At 40.9% G+C, this 25,250-nt stretch carries 11 protein-coding genes and 1 rRNA gene; all 12 read left to right on the forward strand.

Annotated features, from left to right (window positions below; genetic code table 11):
- Positions 1–135 precede the first annotated feature (135 nt).
- Positions 136–250: ribosomal RNA gene (gene rrf / locus ACFN7Z_RS00125) — 5S ribosomal RNA — on the forward strand.
- Between the two features lie 369 nt (positions 251–619).
- Complete coding sequence (locus ACFN7Z_RS00130) at positions 620–1,978, forward strand: MFS transporter (RefSeq protein ID WP_004691886.1); 1,359 nt, start codon at positions 620–622, stop codon at positions 1,976–1,978.
- A 140-nt stretch (positions 1,979–2,118) separates the two neighbouring features.
- Complete coding sequence (locus ACFN7Z_RS00135; protein ID WP_395442666.1) at positions 2,119–2,679, forward strand: DUF4256 domain-containing protein; 561 nt, start codon at positions 2,119–2,121, stop codon at positions 2,677–2,679.
- Positions 2,680–3,647: 968 nt separating this feature from the next.
- Entirely contained in the window at positions 3,648–5,126 is a 1,479-nt protein-coding gene (locus ACFN7Z_RS00140) for a sodium-dependent transporter (protein ID WP_281964097.1), read from the forward strand.
- A 10-nt stretch (positions 5,127–5,136) separates the two neighbouring features.
- Entirely contained in the window at positions 5,137–5,280 is a 144-nt protein-coding gene (locus ACFN7Z_RS00145; protein WP_081313279.1) for a methionine/alanine import family NSS transporter small subunit, read from the forward strand.
- A 323-nt stretch (positions 5,281–5,603) separates the two neighbouring features.
- Positions 5,604–8,255 (forward strand): isopeptide-forming domain-containing fimbrial protein, encoded by a 2,652-nt coding sequence (locus ACFN7Z_RS00150; RefSeq protein WP_395442325.1) that lies wholly within the window; start codon positions 5,604–5,606, stop codon positions 8,253–8,255.
- Between the two features lie 15 nt (positions 8,256–8,270).
- Positions 8,271–10,934 carry a hypothetical protein gene (locus ACFN7Z_RS00155; protein ID WP_395442327.1) on the forward strand — a complete coding sequence of 888 codons (2,664 nt, stop codon included), beginning with the start codon at positions 8,271–8,273 and terminating at the stop codon, positions 10,932–10,934.
- The gene (locus ACFN7Z_RS00160) at positions 10,921–14,775 is read left to right on the forward strand and encodes a hypothetical protein (RefSeq protein WP_395442329.1); all 3,855 of its coding nucleotides are present in this window, start codon (positions 10,921–10,923) and stop codon (positions 14,773–14,775) included. The genes ACFN7Z_RS00155 and ACFN7Z_RS00160 overlap by 14 nt, the downstream gene beginning before the upstream one ends.
- Positions 14,776–15,275: 500 nt before the next feature.
- Positions 15,276–15,770, forward strand: coding sequence for a hypothetical protein (locus tag ACFN7Z_RS00165; protein ID WP_395442331.1), 495 nt, complete (start codon positions 15,276–15,278; stop codon positions 15,768–15,770).
- A gap of 46 nt (positions 15,771–15,816) precedes the next feature.
- Positions 15,817–18,546, forward strand: coding sequence for a hypothetical protein (locus tag ACFN7Z_RS00170; protein ID WP_395442333.1), 2,730 nt, complete (start codon positions 15,817–15,819; stop codon positions 18,544–18,546).
- A gap of 161 nt (positions 18,547–18,707) precedes the next feature.
- Positions 18,708–24,653, forward strand: a complete 5,946-nt coding sequence (locus ACFN7Z_RS00175; RefSeq protein ID WP_395442667.1) for an SdrD B-like domain-containing protein — start codon at positions 18,708–18,710, stop codon at positions 24,651–24,653.
- Positions 24,653–25,204, forward strand: coding sequence for a hypothetical protein (locus ACFN7Z_RS00180; protein ID WP_078425152.1), 552 nt, complete (start codon positions 24,653–24,655; stop codon positions 25,202–25,204). The genes ACFN7Z_RS00175 and ACFN7Z_RS00180 overlap by 1 nt, the downstream gene beginning before the upstream one ends.
- Positions 25,205–25,250 lie beyond the last annotated feature (46 nt).

Below are 25,250 nucleotides of genomic sequence, written 5' to 3' on the forward strand. Positions count from 1 at the left end.
ACAACTTGATTTAGTTATAAAGCTAGATAAAATATCCAACTCAAATATACCTGTTAATAACTCATTTGATGAAAGTTAGGCACGAAGAGCACTGCTCTCTGAGGTTAGACCCAACGAATAGTCATAAACAGTTGTGCTGGCGACAATAGCAAGAGTGAACCACCTGATCCCTTCCCGAACTCAGAAGTGAAACCTCTTAGCGCTGATGGTAGTGTGGAGTTATCCATGTGAGAGTAAGTCATCGCCAGCTCATTAATTCTAAATCCCCCTCCGCTAATCGCTGAGGGGGATTTTTTTATGCTGAATATATTAAATAATAAACGAAAAGCGAAATATTAAGTGGGAATGAAGAGAATTAGAGCGGAGAATACACGCTAAATTATACATAAATACATTTATATAAATTAAAATTATGTGAAACATCTACTATTTATCAAAGAATTCGATGGAGTGCAAATTATTTTGCGTAATTTTTATACAACTTTAGTCTAGTTTTTCCAAAAAAAGCTGTTTCAATTGTTTTATTTATAGACAAAAACTGAATTATGATTCATTTTATTTAAAAGTGAATTTGGATTCACTTTTTATAATAAAGCTCACAATTGGAGGTGAGGGAAAAATGACAGCGACAACAATGAATGTAAATGCTGTAATCGATCAGGCTAAGTTTAAGCCTTTTCATTTAACGGTTGTTTTGTGGTGCTTATTCGTCGTCTTGTTTGATGGTTATGATTTAGCAATTAACGGTGTGGCTTTACCGCTTTTAATGAAAGAGTGGGGTATGACGGCTGTTCAAGCGGGAATGCTAGCCAGTACTGCCCTAGCAGGTATGATGTTTGGTGCAATGCTATTTGGGATGCTGGCCGATAAAATTGGCCGTAAAAAAGTCATTATTATCTGTGTTACGTTGTTCAGTGGGTTCACTTTTGCGGGTGGCTTTGCATCAAACCCGACTGAATTTGGTATTTTACGCTTTATCGCAGGTCTTGGAATTGGTGGTGTATTACCGAACTTGGTCGCTTTAACTTCGGAATATGCGCCTCAGAAGTTTCGTAGTACTTTGGTGACCGCGATGTTTAGTGGCTATGCAATGGGTGGGATTATGGCAGCACTACTAGGTGTTGCGTTTACGCCAACCTTTGGCTGGAAGATCATGTTTTTCATTGCGGGTATTCCATTACTGTTTATTCCGATTTTATGGAAATTCTTACCTGAATCAGTCACTTTTTTAGTGAAAGACCAGCAAACAGAAAAGGCTCGCAGCATTATTCAACGTCTGGTCCCTGAAGAGACTGTAACTTCAGATACTGTTCTAGTGCTGAACGAAGCTAAAGTCCCTGATGCATCTGTCGCTGCCTTGTTTAAAAATGGTCGTGGTATGGGTACAGTTTTATTTTGGTGCTGCTTCTTCATGTGCTTATTGATGGTTTATGCCTTAGGAAGCTGGTTACCAAAACTGATGATGGCTGCGGGTTATTCGATGGGCAGCAGTTTAATGTTCCTCCTTTCCTTGAACATTGGTGCGGTGATTGGCACTGCTGGTGGTGGTGTGCTCGCGGATCGTTTCCACTTGAAACCTGTCATTATTAGCATGTTGACTGTCGGGGCATTTGCATTGGTGGGTTTAGGCTTTAATTCGCCGCAACCTGTAATTTATTTATTGGTTGCACTTGCAGGAGCCGCTTCGATCGGTTGTAGTATTTTACTATATAGCTATGTGGCGCAATATTATCCGCTAGCTGTTCGTTCAACTGGGTTAGGTTGGGCATCTGGCATTGGCCGTGTGGGTGCAATCGTGGGTCCAATTGTCATCGGGGTATTGTTGGGCATGGAATTACCACATAAGTTGAATTTTATTGCTGTGGCGATTCCTGCGGTGCTTGCTGCGATAGCGGTTTCTTTTATCCGTTTAAATAGTGCTGAAGAAGCAGTTAAAACTCAGGTGAAAGTTTCGAGTTCAATCAAAGCATCTTCTTAATCAAACCCTAAAAATAAAGGCTCTCATTTTGAGGGCCTTTATTTTTGCAAAATGGGTGTACCTTTGGGTGATATTTGGTCGTGTTTGAAGGAGAGTGCTATGCTAAAGGTAGCATTAAATAGGGCAATACAATAACAATGATTAAACAGCAGAAAAAACTCGAACCTGAGCAAACTAAACATTTATTCAATACCTTAGAACAACGGTTTCAACAGCATACTGAACGTCGTATGCAAATTAGTTGGGCATTTGTCCGAGAAAAACTTTTGCAGTCTCCGGAAAAATTATACGCCTTACAACAAATGGAAATGAGCGGTGGTGAGCCCGATGTCGTGGCTTTACCGAATACACAAGATGTGTATTTTTTTGATTGTTCAATTGAGTCCCCAAAAGGGCGACGGAGCATGTGTTATGACCGAGAGGCACTATTGAGTCGTAAAAACCATCCGCCTGAAAATACAGTACTCGATTGGGTACAGGCTTATGACTTAAGCTTAATGACGGAACAACAATATTATCTTTTACAGCAGATTTTTAATTTTGACTTGAAAACATCCAGTTGGGTTGAAACTCCAGCTGAATTACGTCAGCAAGGCGGGGCAATTTTTTGTGATCAGTGCTATGGTCGTACGTTTACCTATCATAATGGCGCTGCTTCGTACTATGCGAGTCGAGGATTTCGGACCTATATTCAGCTTTAACTGTGGAATAGAGATAAAAAGAAACCCCGACATCCTGTCGAGGTTTCTTTGTATTTCAGTGCTTAGATACAACTCCTGTCATATCTCACATCCTGATGCTCAAACTGATTATTGTTGTTTTAAGTTTGGGAAACGTCCTGTTTCCTGATGATTTAAATATACATGGCGGTGGCTGTTGTTCATACAGCATTTTAACCACGCTATTTGTAAGCCTAAGCTGACAAAAGTGAATGGCTTATAATTTTTGCTTAGTGCTTTAGATCAGCATCTTTTAAATAGTCTGATGAAGGCTGGATTGATCTAGTGAAACTGATGATGTTCTACGCAATGACTGGCTTTGGTGGTTTCTCTTTTAAATATAGAGCATCACTGGTATCGTGCAGTTTTAAATACGACTGCGCTATAAATACAGAACAATATTAAAAAGTTGTATGCATGCATGCATGTGATGTTCATCAGAAAGATGATCAATCTTTCCAGATGGAGTGAATATTTGAATGAAAATGTGAAAAGTAATGTTTTTTATGCGGGGGATTAATACTTTTAGCGTTATTTACATTGATTTTTTCAGTAGGTTGAGTATCGATGCCCGATCTTCAAATTTTATGCAGGAAAATAGGTGTAATAAATCATTCCAAAAAGTTTGTTAATTTATAACTAATTTTGTACAATAAATAAGCTGATTAATTGAACGGTTGAATCAGTACACATTATAAAAATGGAATATTTGAAGCAGAAATTACAGAATATTTTTATAAAAGTGAGTATTGTTGAACCATATAAAAGGGAAGTTTAATCGACACACTTTAACCAAGGTTTTGTGAAAACTCCTCTGTTTGTCATTTAGAACCTTGTACCCAAAAGGTCGAAGCTAAATCAAACACTCAAGATTAATATTAAATGGTTCTTTTTTGTTGCGGGATAACCAAATAAAAAGCAATTAAAAGGGACCTAGGTTTAGGTGTTTTATGTCAGGAACTCGTGAAAACTGGACATCACGATCTGGTTTTATTATTGCAGCTGTAGGTTCGGCTGTAGGTTTAGGTAATATTTGGCGTTTCCCTTATGTTGCTTATGAAAATGGTGGCGGTGCCTTTCTTATTCCTTATTTATTGGCATTAATTACTGCTGGTTTACCCCTATTATTTTTGGATTATGCAACAGGACACCGTAGTTCGGGGTCACCACCTAAAGCCTATCGGGCTTTGTTTAAAGGCGGTGAAACGCTAGGTTGGTGGCAAGTCTGTGTGTGTATCATCATTGGTTTGTACTATGCCAGCGTACTGACGTGGGCGGGAAGCTATGTTTACTTCTCGATTGGTCAGGCCTGGGGCAGTGACCCTGAAAGTTTCTTCTTTAATACCTACTTACAAACTTCGAAAGCAACAGGTTTCGATTTTCAGTTTGTGAGCCATTTATTTTGGCCAATCGTGGGAATTTGGGCACTGACCTTAATTATTCTGTTTGGTGGGGTTAAAAAAGGTGTTGAATTATCGAATAAGATTTTCATGCCTTTATTATTCGTTTTATTCACCATTTTAGTAGTGCAATCACTTCGTTTACCCGGTGCAGCAGAAGGCTTAAATGCATTCTTTACACCGAACTGGTCTGCGATGATGGACTATAAAGTGTGGTTGGCGGCGTATGGTCATACCTTCTTCTCGCTTTCCGTGGGTTTCGGGATCATGGTGACTTATGCATCTTACCTAAAGCCAAAGACCAACTTGACTGGTTCGGGGCTGATCGTTGGTTTTGCCAATGCTTCAACTGAAATTTTGGCGGGTATTGGTATTTTTGCTGCATTGGGCTTTATGGCGCATACCGCAGGCAAAGAAGTTCAAGATGTAGTGAGTGGTGGTATCGGTCTGGCATTTATTGCTTTCCCGAAAATCATTTCAAGTCTTGGAGCGGGTGCTGATTTATTCGGTTTATTGTTCTTCTCGTCATTATTCGTTGCAGGTATTTCTTCCATGGTCAGTATCTTGGAAGTGCCAATTGCAGCGATGCAGGATAAGTTAAAGTGGAGCCGTAAAAAAGCCGTTACCATTATTGGTGGTGGTAGTGCACTGGTTTCAGTGATCTTATTCTCCAGTGTGAATGCGATTAAACTGGTAGATATCGTGGATCACTTTATCAATAACATCGGGATTATCGGTGGTGCATTATTGTCGATTATCAGTGTGGCGTGGTTTAAGCGTTCTGCATTGATTGAGCTTCGTGATCACGTGAACCGTATTTCTACCATTCAACTCGGTAAGGGGTGGGCATTTACTTTAACTGTCATCACGTCATTGATCTTGTTAACGACATTGAGCATGACCGTATTTAACTTACTGAAAAACGGTTACGATAGTTATAGCATGAGTCTACAGGGCGTATTTGGATGGGGCAGCGTGATTTTCTGTGCTGTCGTTGCAATCATACTCAGCAAAATGAAAGATCGCTAGGAGAGCATAAATGAATACTTCAGCAATCGTGATGATGATCATTTCAATGGTGTTTTTATGGGGGGGACTTGTGTTGTCTATTCTCCACTTGATGAAAAACCCTGAAGAACTCGATGAGGTTCTTGAAGAAGTGAAAGACCAGCATACGTTGTAATACTTGATTTAAAGTTTAGTAGCCCTGAAATAGGTATCTACTTATTAAAAAACGCTCGATGAACTTCATTGGGCGTTATTTTTTCTATGAGAGTGTATGAGTTAGTGTCATCAACAGTTTCGATAAGCCTTTTTTTGATGAGTTGATTTGGAGCTTAGTGTTCACGACAATTTGGCTTGAAATAAATAAGAATTTAAATGACCAGAAAGCATAAAAAATATCCTGTACAAATTTTATCTAATAAATATGCAATCACAATAACAACTATGATACAAAATAGTATAGAATTGTGACACAGTTTGTACTTTTGCTGGCTAATTCATATGAAAATTAACAAAAAGAAATTTTCTGCTCTGTCGTTTTTATTTTTTTTTTCATTAGAAGCACATGCATTTCCACAACCGGGAAGCTATATTTCTAACGTTGCATCTGGGGACTATACCGATGAGATGGGGAATGTTTTATTGGTCAATTCCAATCCCGTGGCATTGGAAGTGCAAAAAACGTACTCACTGACTTTAGTACAAAATCAAAACCAATATGGTGTGGTCGGTGGGGCTGTGAATCTGCCACATGTGTTAACCAATACAGGTAATACGGCTGATCGATATACATTGGGCCTAGTACAAAGTAGCACGGATAATTTTGATTTAAGTAATGTGAAAGTCTATGCAGACCGCGATCAAAATGGTTTACCAGATAATACTGAAGACTTATTGGTAGGTTCAATTGAGCTCAATGCGGGTCAATCTTTAGCAGTTGTGATTGTGGGTAGTATCCCGACCAATGTTTCTTTTAATCAGCTCAGTAGTTTAGACCTCAAAGCTGTGAGCCAGCAAAATACGACACTTTCTGCACAAGTCACAGATACGATTCGCGTTGTCGATGATGCTGTGATTTCTCTCGTTAAAGCGCAAAGTACAAGTGAAGGCAATATTGGTGATTTGATTACCTATACTTTGACCTATCGAAATACAGGGACAGCAACACGTCGTGTCGTGCTGCAAGATGTGTTGGATGATTCTTTAGAATACGTATCTGGGTCGGCAGTTTGGAATCAGAATAGCACAGCACTCACCGATGCAAATGATACAGAAGGATCTGCCAATACGGGAATTTCCTATCAACTTAAACCTGATGGGAAGAGTCTAGAAGCCAGTATTACGGCTGTTGCACCGCTCACATCAGGCACACTGGCTTTTAAAGCCAAAGTGAAACAAGGTGCGACCAATAAAATTCCAAACACGGCAGGTTTTGTACAATACGATACAGATAGTACCACGGTAAAACTGAGCAGTTTCTCCAATACAGTCATTTACAACTTGGCTGCTGTCTATGGGGTGGTTTTAAATAATGAATCCAGTTCAGCAACGAACCTTGGTAACCCGAATAGCAGTCCCGATAACCTAGTGGTTCAAGCCAGTTTGAAACCAGGGCAAGAAGTTTTCTTTAATAACTATGTTTGGAACATCGGCAATACCACAGATACTTATAATTTAAGTTATAGCTCAAACAATAACAATCTACCTAGCTGTGCCACAGTTAATTTTTACACGCAGGATGGAAAAACTTTACTTACGGATACCAATGGTGACGGTAAAGTCGATACAGGCTCGATTTCAAATGCGGCGGTAAAACAAATTCAGGTTGGAGTATCGGCCTCTACAGGCTGTAGCAGCAGTGTCAGCAATATCAATATTGATGTGGTTGCGACATCCATTGCTTCAAGTGCAGTCTCTGACCCGATTCGTAACCAAATTACAGCTTTAACTGCTGAATCCAGCAGTAGTGATTTATATAATGCTGACCAATCGGGTTTAGGCGTGGGGATCGTGGATAATGCCGGTCAACCCTTACGTACGGTTAAAGTTACTTCGGGTAAAGCGGTTTTTCCTTTGGTGGCAAAGAATAATTCAACCCAAGCCAATAACTATAATTTGTATGCATCCTTTAGCGCGATCGATGTGGCCAATATTGCGCTTACCGCTAAAATGGGTTTTAGCGTCAAATTTTATGAAGGTGATGCAAGCTGTCAAACGGTGGGTAAGCAAATTACCAATACGGGAACCTTAGGTGCAGGAGCAAGCAAGACATATTGTGCAGTGATTGATGTTGACGCAAGCCAACAGAATTTTACAACACCGATTTGGTTTGCGATTCAATCACCGGTTAATCAACAAGCGGACTCGATTAAGAACCAAATTGAAAGTAATGTCGCGCGCTTACTCACCCTGACCAATGATCAGCAGGGGCAGGTAAGTGTGGGCGGCACGATTGTCTACGCGCATACTTTAAAGAATTTGGGCAATATGGCAGAAGGTGCAAACGCAGGTTCTCAAGTGAATTTGAAAGTTGTACCACTTAGAAATGATGGCTTTGTTTATACCCTTTATTATGATGCGAATAAAAATGGTCAGATTGATAGTGCAGACCAAATTATTAGCGCAACAACCAGTTTAAATCAGCTTTTGGGCAGTGCGGGCTTATTGGCGCAGGCTGACATTCAACTTTTACTTAAAGTTCAGGCGGCTCCTTCTGCAACAGAAGGTGTGGTGAGTCAGGCAGATATCGTGGTTGAAGTATCTGACTTTAACGGCATTCATTTAGATAACTTAAAAAATACAGATGTGACCACGGTTGCAACGGGGCATTTACAATTAGTTAAAACACAAGCAGCGAATAGTAGCTGCGCAACCACTAATTTAGCAGCTTTGAGCTATTCCACCCAGTTGGTTTCAGTCAAGCCAAATCAGTGTGTGGTGTATAAGCTGACACTTAAAAATGATGGTGGTTCAGTGGTGAAGAATGTGCAGTTTAATGATGTTGTTCCAGCTTATACCAGCCTAGTAGGAACGCCTGTAATTGTTCCGTCAGGTACAAACTTATCTTCTGGTGACAAAGTTTCTGCTTTGGTGAGTAGTTTAGATCCAAACCAAGAAGCCAATTTCTACTTTGTTATTCGTGTTAACCCTTAAGAGTAGGCTCGGAAAATGTTTGCAGAAAAGAAAATGATTCGAAATATGCGTATTGCCATGCTGAGCTTGTTGGGGGCAACAGCATCGACTTGGGTTTTTGCTGATGCTCTGGTCATCAGTAACATGGCTGTGGGTGAATACAAAGAAGAAGGCTCTACCGTAATTCAAGTGGCACGTTCCAACTTGGTTCAAACAACTGTTATTCCTCGGTATGAATTTCTTTTAAACAGTGATCGGACGGAATATGTGCGTCCAGGTCAGACGGTTTATTATCATCACGTTTTAACCAATACCGGGAATGAACGTGATCTTTATAATTTGGTGAGCAGTCAAGTTGCAGGTGACAGTTTTAGCCATAGTAATATTGAGATTTACTTGGATGCCGATCGAAATGGTGTTCCAGACAATAATACTCCCATTAATCAATATAGTTTAAATGCTGGAGAGGCGGTTGCACTGATTATTAAAGCAGTCATCCCTTCAACAGCTACAGTGAATGGACTAAGCCGGATTCGACTTACCGCAACTTCCATACAATTGCCAGCTGCTCCTCTGAGCAATACAGATACATCACGAATCACAGATCAGGCAGCTTTAAACTTAACCAAGAGCTTTGATAAATCAACAGTGGTGAATGGGGATATCGCAACAGTCCGTTTAACTTATACCAATAATGGTAATAACAGTGGTGTAGTGAATATCAGCGACCTGTTGGATACCGCGCAGTTGACGTATGTGAAGGGGGGAGAAAATTGGAATGGACAAGCACTTAATTCTGATATAGCAGGTAGTGATCCAGTAGGAATCAATTATTACCTCGATACGGATGCTAAAACCATTCGTGCGCAAATCACCAATGTACCTGCCAACGCCCAAGGTTATATTGAGTTCCGTGTTCGTGTGACACGTACTGCACCCGGTGACATTCCAAACTTAGCCAATATGGACTATGACCATGACAGTTCGACTACCACGCCTAACTTAGTCACGCAGTCTAACACTGCTATGTTAAGCATTAAGCCGATTTATGGGGTGGTCATTAATGCTGATGCAAATAGTGTAAGTGGTAGTGATTTATTAGAAAAATTAGGGGCAAGTAGTGGTAGTACGGTTCTTTTTGAAAACTATGTGTGGAATACAGGAACGGTAGCAGATCGGTTCAATTTAACTTTTAACAGCCATAATTTACCGACAGGTAGTGTATTGGAATTCTATCGTGCAGATGGTGTTACACCATTATTTGATAGCAATAATGACGGTATTATCGATACGGGGACTATAGATGCGGGAACGAATAATAAACTTCCGATTATTGTGAAGGCTACATTCCCCGTCGATTATGTAGATACAGCCAATACCACTTATACCATTGTGCCTAAAGCACAGTCGATTTCAGACAGCAGTAAAACGGATACAGTACAAGATCGAACATCTTTGGCACAGGGTGTTGCTGCTCGTTCTGTAGATTTGATCAATAGTCCTGAAACTACAGCTAATGGTACGGGAAATGGCAATGTGTCGAGTGGGAGTTCGCCGTGGAAAACTTTAGCTGGGGTGAATAATCAAACGGTGGTGTTCCCACTCACTGTACGTCATACAGGTCAAGCGACGGTATATAGTTTTAGTGCCGATGCCGATAATAATTTTGCGACGGTTGCATTGCCTACTGAAATTAGTTCAGTTCGCTATTTTTCTACAACGACGGCAAATTGTTCAGTGCTTGGAGTGGAAATTGCTTCAACGCGACTGTTGAATAATGGCGAATCACAGCTCTATTGCGCTGTGGTCGAAATTCGGGCGGATGCCAAGACCACAACCCAACCGATTCCAATTTATTTTAAAGTGGCTTCGTCTAATTTGATGACCTCAGCGCCAAGTAATGGTTATGACGTTATTCAAAATGCAATTACGATTAACTCAAATGCGAGTCAAGGTGGGGTGAGTTTAGAACCTGATTTACGTGGGCAAATTGCACCAGGTGGCAGTATTGTGTATAGCCATATCTTAAAGCCGTGGGGAACGTCTGTATTGTCTGCAACGGATAATTTAAGCGTTGCCAATGATCGAACAGGTTTTACGACTACCCTTTATTATGATGCTAATAATGATGGGCAGTTAGATGCTTCTGATCCAATAATTCAGAATTTATCGATTGTGAATAGCTCTATTTTAAGCAGCAAAGCACCGATTCGTATCTTTAATAAAGTTGAAAATACCGCGTATAACACTGTTGGAGTCGTGAATACTACCATCATTAGCCTAAAAAATAGTGCTGGGACTGTATTGGATACGGCGACTGATGTTACCACCATCACCAATGCACCAGTCCGTTTGAGCAAGTTACAAGCCAAAGATAATAATTGTGATGGCGTGGCAGATGGCGTGTATACCTCAAATATCTTGCCGATTACACGTAATTCAGATGGGTCTGGGCAATGTGTTCTGTATCAATTAACCGTGAATAATTTGGGAGCTTCGGCCATTGGTCGATTTAATTTTTATGATTATACGCCTGAAGCGATGGTGATGAGTAAAGCACCAACGTGTACAAGCTGTGAGTCTGGCTCGCTTAGTGCGCCTGCACTCGGGCAAACAGGTGCCATTAAAGGGTCAGTTGCAGCAATCAAAAGCAATGAGAGTCATAGCTTAGAGTTTGGGGTGAAATATGTGGGGAACTAAGTCAATGAAGCGCATTATTGCATTCTCAGCAAGCCTAGGTTTTGGGTTGATGTTAAATTCGGTAGCAATTGCTGCTGTTCCTACTTTAGAAATTGTTGGAGCAAGTGGAAATACATCTACAACTGGGCCGAGTACCACCCCACAAACAAATACTTATTCATTTAACCCTGATAACCCAACGGCAAATACATTTAGTTCTAATTATTTCCCTCAAACTACTGTTACATACTCAATAGAAAATCGAGTGTATTCTAATGGCTTAGTTTTTGGAGGAACCGGGTCCACCATTTTTATTCCATTAAATGGGCAAGGTGAGCCAGATAGTTCTGATTTCACCTCAAGCCGCCTAAATCCTAATCGGGGGACAGGGATTGATGCTAGTAGAAACTATGGTACACGTGTGTTATTGCAAGCTGGTAATTTAGGTGTGAGACATAGTAATACATCTTCACAAAATAATGGTTTAGGCTATTACTTTGGAGATGTTGTAGTTAATTTTAGCCGCGATGTTAAAAACCCTGTGATCAATTTATCAGGTATGGGCGGGGTTGCGGTTGGTTATTATGGTTATGACAGTTTTGGTATTACTACAAATTTTGTTTTAGACACTCCTCCGAGTGGCACAACACTAACCTTACTGTCTGGTCGAAATTTAGATGTATCGGGCATGAGTATTACAAATACAGCAATACTATATGGTCCAAATACAGGAGGGTCAAATAACTCAAGCCATAGTGGTACGAGTGGAGGGGCAAGCGGCAGTGTTCAAGTCTTTAATAATAATCCAATTCGTACCTTAAGATTTAAAGTTTATCTTGCATCTGACTATACAAGTTCCTCGAATATTGGATGGAGTTCAACTTCTGGAGATGCTTTTGTTTTCAGTGCCTCAAGTGTTGATTCTATGGTTGGAGACCTTGAGGTGTCAAAAACCAATAATACGACTCAAGTGTATTCTGGTGGAACAACAACCTATACGGTACGTGTAACCAACAATGGGCCCGATACTTATACGGGTACATTACTTAAGGATGTGGTGGGCACAGGGTTAACAGCTACAGCTGTTACCTGTAGTACAGAGCCCAATAATAAATGTACCACAGCGCCAAATCTAAGCAATCTAACTTCTACTACAGGTATAGATACAGGAAGTTTGGCTGCAGGTGAATTTTACGAAATTTTAGTCACAGCACGTGTAGATGCTGTGGCAGGCAGTACAGTAACGAACACGGCTACGGTGGATGTGCCCACCTTGGGTTCATCTACAGGGGCAAGTTGTACAACTTTAAATAGTGATGGCATCACCCGTTCATTTAACTCAACCACAGGTGCATGTACGACAGCAGACCAAGATACTGTCCTTGCCGCAGCAGATCTAGAGCTGGCTAAAACTTCGGATAAAACTAGCTATAATGTAGGTGAGGTTGTTAAATATACGATAAAAGCATGGAATAATGGTGCAACTGGAGTTACAGATGCGGTATTAGCTGATAATGTTCCAAATAATATTGCCAGTTTATATTGGTCATGTAAAAGTTATGGAACGGCTGTTTGCCCAAGTAGTGTAACCAATGAAAATGAAACAAACAGTCTAACAGCAACAGGATTAACATTACCTGCAAATGGCAAAGATGTTAATTATTTGGAATTTACAATAACCGGTTTAGCTTACAAAAGTGGTTCAGTAACGAATACGGCATCGGTAAAGACGAGTACTTTTGAGAATAATTTAACCAATAACTCGTCATCGGTGGATATTATTATTAATTCAAATTCACCGATTACCAGCGGCAGCTCACAAAACCAATGTTTATCTGGTCAATCGGCTAATTTGGTTTCAGATACAACTTTTAAGGCATATTTAGTCGATAATGCGAGCACTGCTTATGATAATGCTTTAAAAACGGCAGGGGCTAACCCGACTATTGTGCCAAATTCAGTCATGTATGGTACGGGCGCAAATGGTGCATTGCAGTTAAAAGGACGTTTAAATTGGTCAAATGGTAGCCCTAAAACAAGTACCAGTGGGGCAACTTTAAAAATTATGGTCGATGGCGTTGTCTATGCCACGCTTGTCACGCCTGCGAAAAGTTCAAATACTCGAGCTTCATTTACGGCGTTTAATGGTGCGCAAGTGGACACTACGGATTATGCGATTGGATCGTATGGTACTGACCCAGTGGCTATCAATTTTACGATTACTTTGCCTACAACAGTAACAATGGCCAAAATAGTACGGACCGAATTCCAAAATGTTCGGCCAAATACCAGCACTTATGTGGGGGATGATATTGGAATTGGGTTTAATGAACTTAATGTTTGTCTTAAGCCGACTTTTGAAATGAATAAAGTGTCCGAGGGGGGCGTTGATAGTTTCAACTTTAGTTCTTTTTCAAATTTGACCGACAGCAATGCTGAAACCATTACCAGTGGTGAGGTCGTGACAACAGTGGTTGGAACGGCACAATCGGTACGCTTAAAGAAAAGTACCTCTCCTGTTGAGCAAGGTTCTTTATTGGCTTATGCGACTCCGAATACCGCCATTAGTTTTGCTGAATCTGCCTCAACGCTATATTCGCTCAAGACCGTAGAGTGTACGGATACGAATACAGATGTTTCGGGCAATAGTACAGGTAATTTGGGTAGTTTAAGTGGGTTGACTCAAACGATTCCAGCAGCGAATGTGAAATTTGCGTCCAAGTTTGTTTGTCGTGTGACCAACAGCAAAAATGCTGGCTATGTATTCTCTGGACGAGTGTTTAATGACAATAGCGGAACGACCTCAGACACCTCTAAGGCTTATAACGCTGTTGTAGATACAGGTGAAGTGGGTATAGCAGGCAGTGTTATTGAATTGCAAGATTGTAGTAGCAAAGCCGTTTTGGCCTCTGCTACAAGCAATGCCAATGGTGAGTTTAAAATCCAAACATTACAAGATGTCTTTTCTGGACGCAGTAATGTCTGTCTCGTGCAACGGAACCTGACGGGGTTTGATTCAGTAAGTTCTGCAAAAGCAAGTAATGTCACAGCGACAGCAGATAGCACAAATGATCAGTTTACGATTCCAAAAGCAAATAATGTCACCAGTTATGAAGGCTTTTTATTTGGGGATGCTGAGTTGCAGTTAGTTCTCACCCAAAATGGACAAAAAACTATCGTGGCGGGAGATGGGGTGGATTATCCACACGAGTTAACTGCTAAGAGTGTGATGAATGTTCAAACGCTAACGGAAACTAAAGAACAACAGCCTGCAAATAATCAGCCTTGGCAGAGTTTAGTTTACGTGGACAGCAACTGTAATGCGCAGTTAGATCAAGGTGAGAGCTTACTGTCGACTCGCACCATCAAAGCCAATGAAAAAGTTTGTTTGATTCAGCGAGTGATTTCACCAACCACAGCGCAAGGTGGCGATCGGTTTATTGCGAGTTTTAAAGTCAATGGAAAAGCCACTTATAGCAATGCTACGGCAAAAGAAAGTAATAGTGTGAATGACATTACGACGATTGGGACTGCAGGTTTAAACATCACTAAGTTGGTTCGAAAAACATCTACATGTCCTGCACCTAGCAATAATTCCACGCCATTTACTGTGTCAAACCAAGCTGCGAAAGGGGATTATTTGGAATATCAAATGACCTATACCAATAATTCAAACAAAAACTTAGTTGATGTTGTTTTAAAAGATAGTGTTCCCATTGGTACTGTATATGGAGCAATGTCGTGTACCGCTACAGGTTGTCAAACTGAAGCAAATGCAGGGCAGTTGAAATGGACAATTCCTGGTGTCTTGGCACCGAAACAAAAGGGACAAGTGGGTTTCTGTGTACGCATTCCCGATTAGTTAATTTGTGATACAGCAAGCCCCTTCTGGGATCTACATGAAGGGGTTTTTTATTGCTCATTTTTATAAATGGGAGATATAGTTTTTTATGTATTTACTTGAAAAATATATTAAATGATAAGCGTGGGTTGAATAATTTAAAGACAGTTATAGCGTCTATTTTGTTCAGATGGTTCTCTCAGAAAAATAACATTTAGGACTCTTACAGAGCATTAAAATTTTTACTAGCAGCTGTCATTTTTTGTATCTTTTACAAATGTTTCACTATGTAATTTGGTTTTAAAATAAAAATATAATAAATATCAGTAACTTGATTGTTATTTTTGATTTTTTGTATTCACTAAAAAAAACACAAGGTGAACTGGTTAACATTTTTTTTAAATAATGTATGGTTGTTTGTGTGATTTTTGTTTAACATTGCTTTGGAATTTGTTGCATTAATTTATAAAAAAGTGATTAGTGTCACAAAAATTTCGCATTGGTTCTCAGTGGATAAAATCATGTTAAACAAAAACTCTATGCTGAAAAAAATGACAATTAGTTTGATGTTTGTTGGGGTTGCTGCCAGTGCAATGGTGGCAACTGCAGCGACCAATAATGAGCCTGTCTCTGTTCAGCTTAAAGCGTTTAAAAAAGTTGTAGACAATAAGGGGAATGCACAATTTAAAGCTGCAGACTCAATTAAACCGCAGGATGTGATTGAGTATCGTGCGACTTATACCAACAACACGACAGGTAATATCAAAAGCTTAAAGGCGACATTACCGATTCCAGCAGATACCCAATATTTGGGTGCAAGTTTGCCTTCAGGTGCACTCGCGAGCACGGATGGTGTCAACTTTGCTGCAATGCCATTAAAGAAAAAAGTTGATGGAAAATTGGTCAACACTCCATTGAAAGAATACCGCGCTTTACAGTGGCAAATTGCAGAGTTACCAGCAAAGAAAGCAGTAACGGTTAGTGCACAAGCCAAAGTAAATACTTCAAACGATTAATTTCTAAATTTTACACACATCATTCCGATGGAATCGGGGAACTTTCATGTCTATGAATTTGAAAACAACAAAGCGAAATAACCTTTATTTGTCAATTGCGACAGTTTTAGGTGGGTTTGCTTTTTTTGCTACAGGCACAACACATGCAGCTGCGCCAGCTGCGGGTACGAACATTAGTAACATTGCAACAGCATCGTATGTGGATGGTACTTCGACTACACGTACTGTCACTTCGAATGAAGTCAAAACGACTGTTTTACAAGTGGGCAGTTTCACACTTGAACAAGACCGTAGTGCGACTGCGAACCCGAATGGTGTGGTGACTCTATCACACGTCTTGACCAATACGGGTAATGGCACAGATGAGTTCGAACTGGATTTACTAAACGTTGCAGGCGATGATTTTGATTTTTCAAATATTGCGATTTATTTAGATGCCAACAAAGATGGTGTACCTGATAACAATACCAATTTGGCAGGTCAAAAAGTTACCTTAAATGCAAATGAATCAGTCGGCTTGGTGGTTGTGGGTACAACTGCTGCAACAGCTACAGCAGATAAGTCTGGCCAATTGGAACTTTCTGCAAAGAGTACCTATATTACTGTTCCAGCAGATAAAACAAAAACCAATACCGATACAGTGAAAATCGTGGGTGGCGCAGTGATTCAAGTCACGAAGTCTGCCAATGTTACTGCTGTAACTCGTGGCGATACAGTGACTTATGAGTTGACCTATAAAAACACAGGTAATGCCGACGCAACTAATTTAACCATTGAAGATATCCTGCCAGCAGGTGTGACTTACGTTGCTGAATCGGCACGTTGGAGTGGTCAGACTGCTGCATTGACAGATGCAGCGAATGATGAAACTGCTGCGAAATACAAGTATGAGAGTGGTATATTAACGTTAGTATTGGCATCAGTGCCACGTAATAGCACCGGCAAGTTAACGTTCCAAGTCACAGTCAACGCAAGTGCACCAGCGGGTAAAATTACCAACGTTGCAACCTTTGACCCAGATGGTCCAGGTACAGAAAGTCGTCAACCTACTAACCCGTATGATGTCACAGTTCAGTCGACTTATATTGGTACGATCAATGATAATAAAACAGATACCTATTCGGATACACAAAAAGATATAAGTGTTTCTACTAAGGATGACTTGATCACAACAACAGCGGTTCAAGGTTCACCGATCTTATTTGGTGCGTCAAGCTTAACTGAAGATATCTGGATTCATAATTTAGGTAATGTGACTGAGACATATAATATTGAAGTCGACAAATCTAAGCTACCACCAGGTTCTATCGTTGAATTGTTAAAGTCAGATGGTAATACACCATTAACGGATACCAATGGTGATGCAAGTGTAGATAGTGGTCCATTGGTATCTGGTGGTCATCTTGAAATTTCGGCACGTATTACCTTGCCAAATGGTTATACAGGTCCGATTCCATCTAGTGGTTTAGATACGATTTTAATCATTACTCCAGTGCATGGAACACTAACGGATAAGATTACTTTACGTATTACTGACATCACTGCTTCTAAAGTCGATTTGAGTAATGGTAAGGGTAATAAAGATTATATTGAAAATGACGCGGCACTTACGGGTGAAGGCGCATATGTTGCAGGTAATATTGTAACGACCGTAACGACCAAACCTGGTGTTGCAGGAACATTCCCGATAGCTGTGACCAATGGTGGTTCAACTGCAGACAATTATAACTTTGGTACAGATCAACCATTACCATCAGGTTGGACTGTTGAGTACTTTGTTGCTGACTCAACTGGTGTATGTTCTTCAACTAAAGTGACCAACACAGGTGCAATTCAGCCAAATGCAACGGCTTATTTCTGTGCCAAAGTGACGCCATCAACCGATGCAACACCTGCAAATAGCCAAGATATTGTCTTCACGATTAACTCTCCTGCAACTGGCTTAACTGACAAGATGAAAGATCGTCTTGTTGTAGAAGCTGTTCGTGGACTGTCGTTCTTAGCTGATCAACAAGGTCAGGTCGCTCCAGGCGGTACGATTGTTTATAAGCATACTTTGACCAACAACGGTAACGTTGTAGAAGGGGTGTCTGGCGGTAGTACGCTTCCTTTTGCAATTACGCATGATCCATCCACATCTGGTTTTGTGACGTCTGTTTATGTAGACAAGAACAATGACGGTATTGCGGACTCAACTGAACTAGTTACTGGAAATGATCTAACAGCTTGGTTAGAAAAAACGGGTGGAACAACATCTGCGTTTGATGGACTTTCTCCAAATGAAAGCGTCAGTATTTTGGTGAAGGTTGAAGCGCCAAGTAATGCTACAGCGGGTCAGGCCGATCTATCTATTGTAACCATCACTCCGACAGGTGAGTTGAACAGTATTGCTGCCCCAGCTGCTGTCACTGTAACTGATAAAACTACAGTGAACATTGGTCAAGTCCGTTTGGAAAAATTACAAGCGCTAGACGCTGATTGTAATGGCGCTGAAGAAGGCAATTTCGGAACATCGACGCTTCAAGCAAAACCAGGTGCTTGTATCATTTACCAAATTAAGGCGGTGAATGATGGTAACCAAGCAGTAACTAAAGTTGTGATTACAGATGCGGTACCAAGTTATACCACTTTAGGGTCAACACCAGCAGCTGCTTTAGATCCTGTATCAAAAGGTTCAGTGTCAAATACAGCAAACAACTTGAAGTCAACTGAGTTTGCTTTAGCACCTTCTGAAACGGTCACAATGAAGTTCAGTGTTAAGGTCGATGGACAATAATTAAGTCATAACATTAATAACTATTTTTGTGGATAGGCATTGTCAAAATGCCTATCCCTTAACCTTGTTTTACTTGGTATTGGGGTATTTTCGTGATTAAACGAGTTCAGCCGCTATATAATCATAAGATCAAGCTCATTTTCTCAAGCTTAGCGACAGCTATGGCTTTGGTAAATCACGCTTATGCTGTGATGCCTGCTGCTGGGCAAAATATCACCAATACTGCGTATGCAAGTTTTGTACAAAAGGATGGTTTGATTGGTCAGGCCGTTTCCAATACTGTTCAAGTCACGATTAATCCCCAATATGTAATTAGTTTGACTTCACCAGCTCGTCAAGAGATTAATGCGGGTGCAAAAGTCATTTGGTTAAACACTCTAACCAATCACAGTAATACACAAGCCGATATTTCAATTGATAAAAATTCGGTTCCAGAATTATCCAATATAAAAATTTATGTCGACAGTAACCAAAATGGTGAATTTGATCGTTCAGACTTATTGGTGACGGGGCATTTGAGTTTAGAAAGTGGTCAACAAGTTGACCTATGGGTCGTGGCCGACTCATCGAGCTCTTTAAATGATAGTCAACAAGTTGATTTACCACTGCGTGCATATGTCATTCAAGATCCAACAGCTATTGCAGATGCTGTTAACGGCTTAATTAGTTTTTTACCTCAGTTAACGGCAACCAAAGCTGTCGATAAAAGTAGTTTCGAACCAAAAGCGGGTCAGTCTTACGATTTAACTTATACCTTAAACGTAAAAAATACCTCTACGCGTAATTCGGGTACTAAGCCGATTGAGGTCGATGGACAAACCATTAATGCTGTGGTGTTATTGGACGAGTTACCAGCCAACACCACGTTTAAATCAGCAAAAGCAAATAACACAAAAGCTTTGGTGCTATATCCATTAGGTCAAGATAAATTTACCCAGCAGATCCCGAATGATAAATCACTCATCAATACTTTAGTGGTGGCTTATCCGCAAGCGCTAGCAGCCAATGCGACTGAAACGGTCGAACTGGTTGTGACGATGAATTCTAATATTAGTCGTACATCGATTTCGAACATCTTTAATGTTGAGCATGGCCTAGTCTCAAGTATTAAAAAGACTCTGTCGAATGAAGTGGTCACCACAGTGGGTGGAAGCTCTTCCATCACCAATAACAGCAAAGATTATTCTAATATTTTAGCGACTGGCAGTTTAACTAAGCCGTTGTATATTGCTGCAAATAGTGCCATGTGTAATGCCACGCGTAGCAGTGTAGACAAAGTTAAAATCAAAGTTCAATCGACGAAAACTGGTGATATTGAATATGTACAGGGTGTTGAAACAGGCATCAACACAGGCATATTCCGGTTTTCATTACCTACGCAGGAGTCTGCGACAGCACAGCAGAATGATCAAATTCTACAAACGGTTAAGCGTGATCAAGTGGTTGTTAGCTTAACGGATTGCTTGGATGAAAATGGTAACTCCACAAACAGTATTAGTGATGTAGATACCAATGTACTCATTGATCCATATGGTGTGGTTTTTGATGCCAAAACCAATCAACCTGTTGCGGGTGCAACCGTTACTTTATTGGATGCGAATGGCAAACCTGCTGAAAATGTTGCTTATAAACTAGATGAAACGACAGGGGACAAAGTTGCTATTCCTGCAAAGCAGGTAACCAATAGTGATGGTGAGTTTATTTACCCTTATGTTGAAAATGGTACTTATAGCTTATATATCGACACCTCAACGATTGCGGGTGGAACCCACTATAAATTTACCAGTGACAAAACCATTTATAATAATTTTGATCAGCGTGTGGTCGATGCATCATGGTCTTATGGCGGAAACTTCACTTTAAAAACAGGTGATGCTGCACTCAATATTGATATCCCAATCGACCCAGTTGATATTGTGACGCCAATTAATGACAAATTGGTCATTAAAAAAGAAGTGGTGGGCGATAAAACAGCTGAGATTGGTGACTTTAAAGATTATATGGTGACGGTTGCCAATATGGGTGACTCAACATTGTATGACGTCAATATGAAAGATACTTTGCCACGTGGCTTTGTGTATGTATCAGGCACTACGCGTGTCAATGGTCAAAAAAGTAATGACCCACAGGGTGGTAAAGGTCCTTATTTAACTTTAGGCTTAGGGACACTGACACCGAAACAAGAAGCGAAAGTTCAATACCGTGTGTATGTCGGGCCAAATGCTTTAAGTGGCGATGGGATTAACCGTGTTTACGCGCAGGATAATAAAAATACGACTTCAAATGAAGCACAAGCGGCAGTCAAAGTGACACCAGGGGTATTTAGTCCAGATGGTTTCGTGGTGGGTAAAGTATTTACTGACTGTAACCGTAATGGGGTGCAAGATGCGGGCGAGCTTGGTGTTCCAGGTGTTCGTATTTATATGGAAGATGGTAACTTTGTGGTCACTGACCGTGAAGGGAAATATAACTTCTATGGCATTAAACCAATTACCCATGTCCTCAAAGTCGACAATACCACTTTACCGAATAATGCTGAGTTGGTACTAATCAGTAACCGTCAAGCGGGTGATCCAGCCAGCCGATTTGTGGACTTAAAACGCGGTGAATTGCACCGCGCCGATTTCGCGATTGCAGATACCGCAGGCGAATGTAGTCAGGCATTGGTAACACAAATTGAAGCCCGTCGTAGCAAAATTGATGCGCAACTTGATGCACTTGAGCAAACCTTACGCCAAGATTTAAACGTAGATGCACAGAGCAGTTATGTGACTGATGTTCAAGGTCAGCCTGCAAGTGGTTGTATTAGTGCTTCAGGGGCTTCGGCAAACTGTAATATTGAATATAAAAAAGAACAGATTAAAGACGTTAAAACGGTTCAAGTTGAACCCGTTAAAACACCAACGATTTTAGATTTAGAGCAAGAACTACAACGTTCTGAGTCGAACCAACTTGCAATTTTGAACTTAAATGAACAGCAAGTACTACCTGCTCAACAAGCAACCATTCAGGTGAAAGGTGCTTTAGGAACTGACATCCGTTTATTTGTGAATGACGAGCAAATTTCGGAAAAACGTATTGGTAAAAAAGCAGCTTATCAAGAGTATGGAGTTGCTGGTTTAGACTTTATTGGTGTGCCGCTGCTTGCAGGTAAAAACACAGTTGCAGTTCGCCAGTACGATAGCTTTGGCAATCTACGTGACCAACAGCAAGTGACAGTAATCGCACCAGATGCGATGAGCCAACTGGCTGCGCAGCCTGTAGAGCAAGTGGTTTATGCCAATGGCAAAGACGTTTATCAAGTTGTTGTTAAGGTGCTTGATCGCAATGGCACGGCTGTTGCAACACGTACCCCAATTACGATAGAAACATCGGTGGGAACGGTTCAACTCAAAGATTTAGATCCAGATAAACCGGGTATTCAAGTTTTTGCTGAAGGTGGCTCACTGGTTATCCCAGTTCTTGCGCCATTAGAAGCGGGTTCAGGTGTACTGCGTATTCGTAGTGGTATTTATGAGCAGACAGTTCCTGTTCGCTTTTTAGCAGAATTGCGCCCAATGTTGGTTGCGGGGATTATCGAAGGTTCATTTGCACTGAATAAATTTGACCCAAAAAATTTATCACAGAGTTCGACTCAAGATGGGTTTGAAGAAGAACTGAATGATTTATCCAGTTCAGGGGATGGTGAAACCGCCATTCGTGGTCGTGCGGCTTTATTCTTAAAAGGAAAGGTGCGCGGAGATTATTTACTGACTTTGGCTTATGACTCGAGCAAAGAAAATAATCAGCGCCTATTCCGTGATATCCGTCCAGATGAATATTACCCCGTGTATGGCGATGCATCAGCGAAAGGCTTCGATGCACAATCCACCAGTAAACTTTATGTCCGTGTGGATAAAGGCCGTTCTTATGCCATGTATGGGGACTATGTTACACGTACAGAAAATGACGAAGGGCTTTCACTGGGTCAATACAGCCGTTCATTGACAGGTCTGAAGTCAACTGTTGAAGGGGATCGTTACCAAGTTTCGGGCTTCGCAGCACGAACCAATGCAACGCAAATCGTAAATGAATTACGTGCAATGGGGGTTTCTGGTCCATATTCTTTAGGTATTGATACCGACGATATTTTAGAAAATAGTGAAAAGGTGGAAGTGATTGTTCGTGATCGTAACAATCCTGGTCTGATTATTGCGCAGCGTACTTTAAATCGCTTCAGCGACTATCAAGTAGATACCTATACCAACAGTATTTACCTGACCTCACCGTTAAGCAGTATTGATGAAAACCTGAATCCTGTTTATCTACGGATTACTGTAGAGTCGGATCAAGGGGGGCAGGAATATACCGTTGCTGGCGTGAATGGCCGTTATAAACTCAATGACAAAGTGACGGTGGGTGGCTCTTATATTCAAAATGATGATCCTATGGATCAAGAGAAAATTGCCAGTGCCAATACCGTCATTCATTGGAATGATAAGACCAAACTGATTGCGGAATATGCATATTCTGACCACGATGCCCTAAACCTTGACCAATTGACAGATGTGAATGCATCAAATAGTAAAGACACATCTGGTGATGGCACAGCGGCACGCGTTGAATTGGAATACAAAAATGACAAGGTCGATTTACGTGCTTACCATCAACAAGCAGATGAAGGTTTCCGTAATGCGGCGTCTTCAATCAGTTCAGGGCGCAAAGAAAGTGCAGTCAAACTTAATGCACGTTTAGATCAGTTTGGTATTTTACGTGTTGAAGCGGTACGGACTGAAGATAGCGTGAATGAAGGTGTTCGTCATGGCGTGAGTGCTTCGATTGAGAAAGCGATTAACCGTATTGTAAGTTTAGAGCTGGGTGCACGTTATTATAATGAGTCAGCCAATGCAGCCAGTGCTTCAACCCAAAATGTTGAAACGCCATATGACGGTACCACTGTGCGCGCTAAATTAAAAACAGCACTCCCTTTTGATGGTTCAAGTGCTTTCCTAGAATATGAGCAAGACATCGCGGATAGTGACCGCCGTGTATTTGCTGTAGGTGGTGATGCACAAGTTTATAAAAATATTCATGCCTATGCGCGCCATGAGTTCATTTCAAGTATAGGCGGATTATACGAGCTCAATGACACGCAAAAACGTAATACCACCGTTTTTGGTTTAGACAGTGAATATATGCGTGATGGCTCTGTGTTTAGTGAATATCGTGTACGTGATGGTATGAGCGCACGTGAAGCTGAAGCCGCGATGGGTGTGCGTAATCGTTGGCAGCTTAAAGAAGGGCTATTCTTTAATACCAGTTTTGAAAAAGTAAAAGTCTTTGAAGGTGAAAATAAAGATTCACTAGAGTCTACCGCTGCGACTTTGGGCTTTGAACACCTTTCCAATCCACGCTGGAAAAATGTGGCACGTATAGAAGGGCGTTGGTCTAATCAAAGTGATAGCTATTTAAATACTTTAGGTACCGCGTACAAGTATTCAGACGAAGTGACCTTATTGGCTAAAAATGTCTTGAATATTACCGACAATAAGTCTGCAGATTCTGGCGATCGCGTGATTGACCGTGTTCAGGTCGGTGCTGCATATCGTGATTTGGCAACCAATCGTTTTGACTCATTGAGCAAAATAGAATATCGCTACGAGAAAAATGAAACAACGCTGAATGATCCATATGAGCGCAATGTTTATATTATGTCTCATCATATGAATTATCATCCAACACGTTCGGTGCATGTATCTGGGCAATATGCGGTTAAATATTTGGATGAAACTTATGATCTACTGCAAACCAGTGGTATGACTCAAATGCTCAACAGTCGTTTTATGTACGACATTAATGAGCGTTGGGATGCAGGAGTGAATGCTGGCGTGATGTGGAACAGTGTTTCGGATGGAACCAAGTTGATGGCAGGGGTTGAAGTGGGTTATCTACTAGCATCGAACCTTTGGGTTTCAGGTGGATATAACTTTGTGGGCTATCAAGATAAAGATCTGATTGATAGTGATACAACGATGGATGGAGCATATTTCCGTTTCCGCTTCAAATTTGACGAAAACTTATTTAACAAAAATAAGCCTTCAGTCAATAAAGCCTTGGAGCCTAAATAATGTTGAAACATCATGCTAAACATGTGTTGTGGCTTCTAGCTTTGGGTACTGTGGTGGCGCATGCTGCAGAGGTCCCTGTCAGCTCAAATTATCCAGTTTCGCAGCAGCAGGTGCATGAGCAATTGCACACTGCAATTGAGCAAGCGATGGACGTACGAGACAAGTACCAGTTAGAAAAAGCACGAACATGGCTGAGTTATGCTGACCATGAATATAGTGAAAAAGCGAAGCGTCAAAATATTGATCTGATCTATCAGCAGGTTTTAGAGATTGTATATGCAGATCAGCGTGCAACGTTAAGTGTAGAAACAGCAATGCTAGCGTTTTCCCAACTGATGCGCCGTGATTTATGGACGCGTGCCGCAACCCTAAAAACACAGACTGGGTTTCAATGTGCCTATAAAGAACTTGCACAAGCTGAAGTGAATTTGGTTTGGGCAGCTGCTGAGTACCGTGAATTAGGTTGGCATCATTCGCGTGAGATTTTTGCTTCAGCAGAACGTTTGATGGATCAAGCCACTTATTTATCTGAAAACTGTGGCACACTTTAACTTAACGCAGTTCGCTTTTTAGAAAAATTGCAGCAACTGCAATCAG

The organism is Acinetobacter sp. P1332 (assembly GCF_044057475.1).
GTDB classification, from domain to species: Bacteria; Pseudomonadota; Gammaproteobacteria; order Pseudomonadales; family Moraxellaceae; genus Acinetobacter; species Acinetobacter johnsonii.

Coding starts and splice junctions, on each gene's coding strand:
- ACFN7Z_RS00180 (WP_078425152.1), top strand. CDS start 24,653: ATGTTGAAACATCATGCTAAACATGTGTTGTGGCTTCTAGCTTTGGGT.
- ACFN7Z_RS00165 (WP_395442331.1), top strand. CDS start 15,276: ATGTTAAACAAAAACTCTATGCTGAAAAAAATGACAATTAGTTTGATG.
- ACFN7Z_RS00155 (WP_395442327.1), top strand. CDS start 8,271: ATGTTTGCAGAAAAGAAAATGATTCGAAATATGCGTATTGCCATGCTG.
- ACFN7Z_RS00175 (WP_395442667.1), top strand. CDS start 18,708: ATGGCTTTGGTAAATCACGCTTATGCTGTGATGCCTGCTGCTGGGCAA.
- ACFN7Z_RS00140 (WP_281964097.1), top strand. CDS start 3,648: ATGTCAGGAACTCGTGAAAACTGGACATCACGATCTGGTTTTATTATT.
- ACFN7Z_RS00145 (WP_081313279.1), top strand. CDS start 5,137: ATGAATACTTCAGCAATCGTGATGATGATCATTTCAATGGTGTTTTTA.
- ACFN7Z_RS00150 (WP_395442325.1), top strand. CDS start 5,604: ATGAAAATTAACAAAAAGAAATTTTCTGCTCTGTCGTTTTTATTTTTT.
- ACFN7Z_RS00130 (WP_004691886.1), top strand. CDS start 620: ATGACAGCGACAACAATGAATGTAAATGCTGTAATCGATCAGGCTAAG.
- ACFN7Z_RS00160 (WP_395442329.1), top strand. CDS start 10,921: ATGTGGGGAACTAAGTCAATGAAGCGCATTATTGCATTCTCAGCAAGC.
- ACFN7Z_RS00170 (WP_395442333.1), top strand. CDS start 15,817: ATGTCTATGAATTTGAAAACAACAAAGCGAAATAACCTTTATTTGTCA.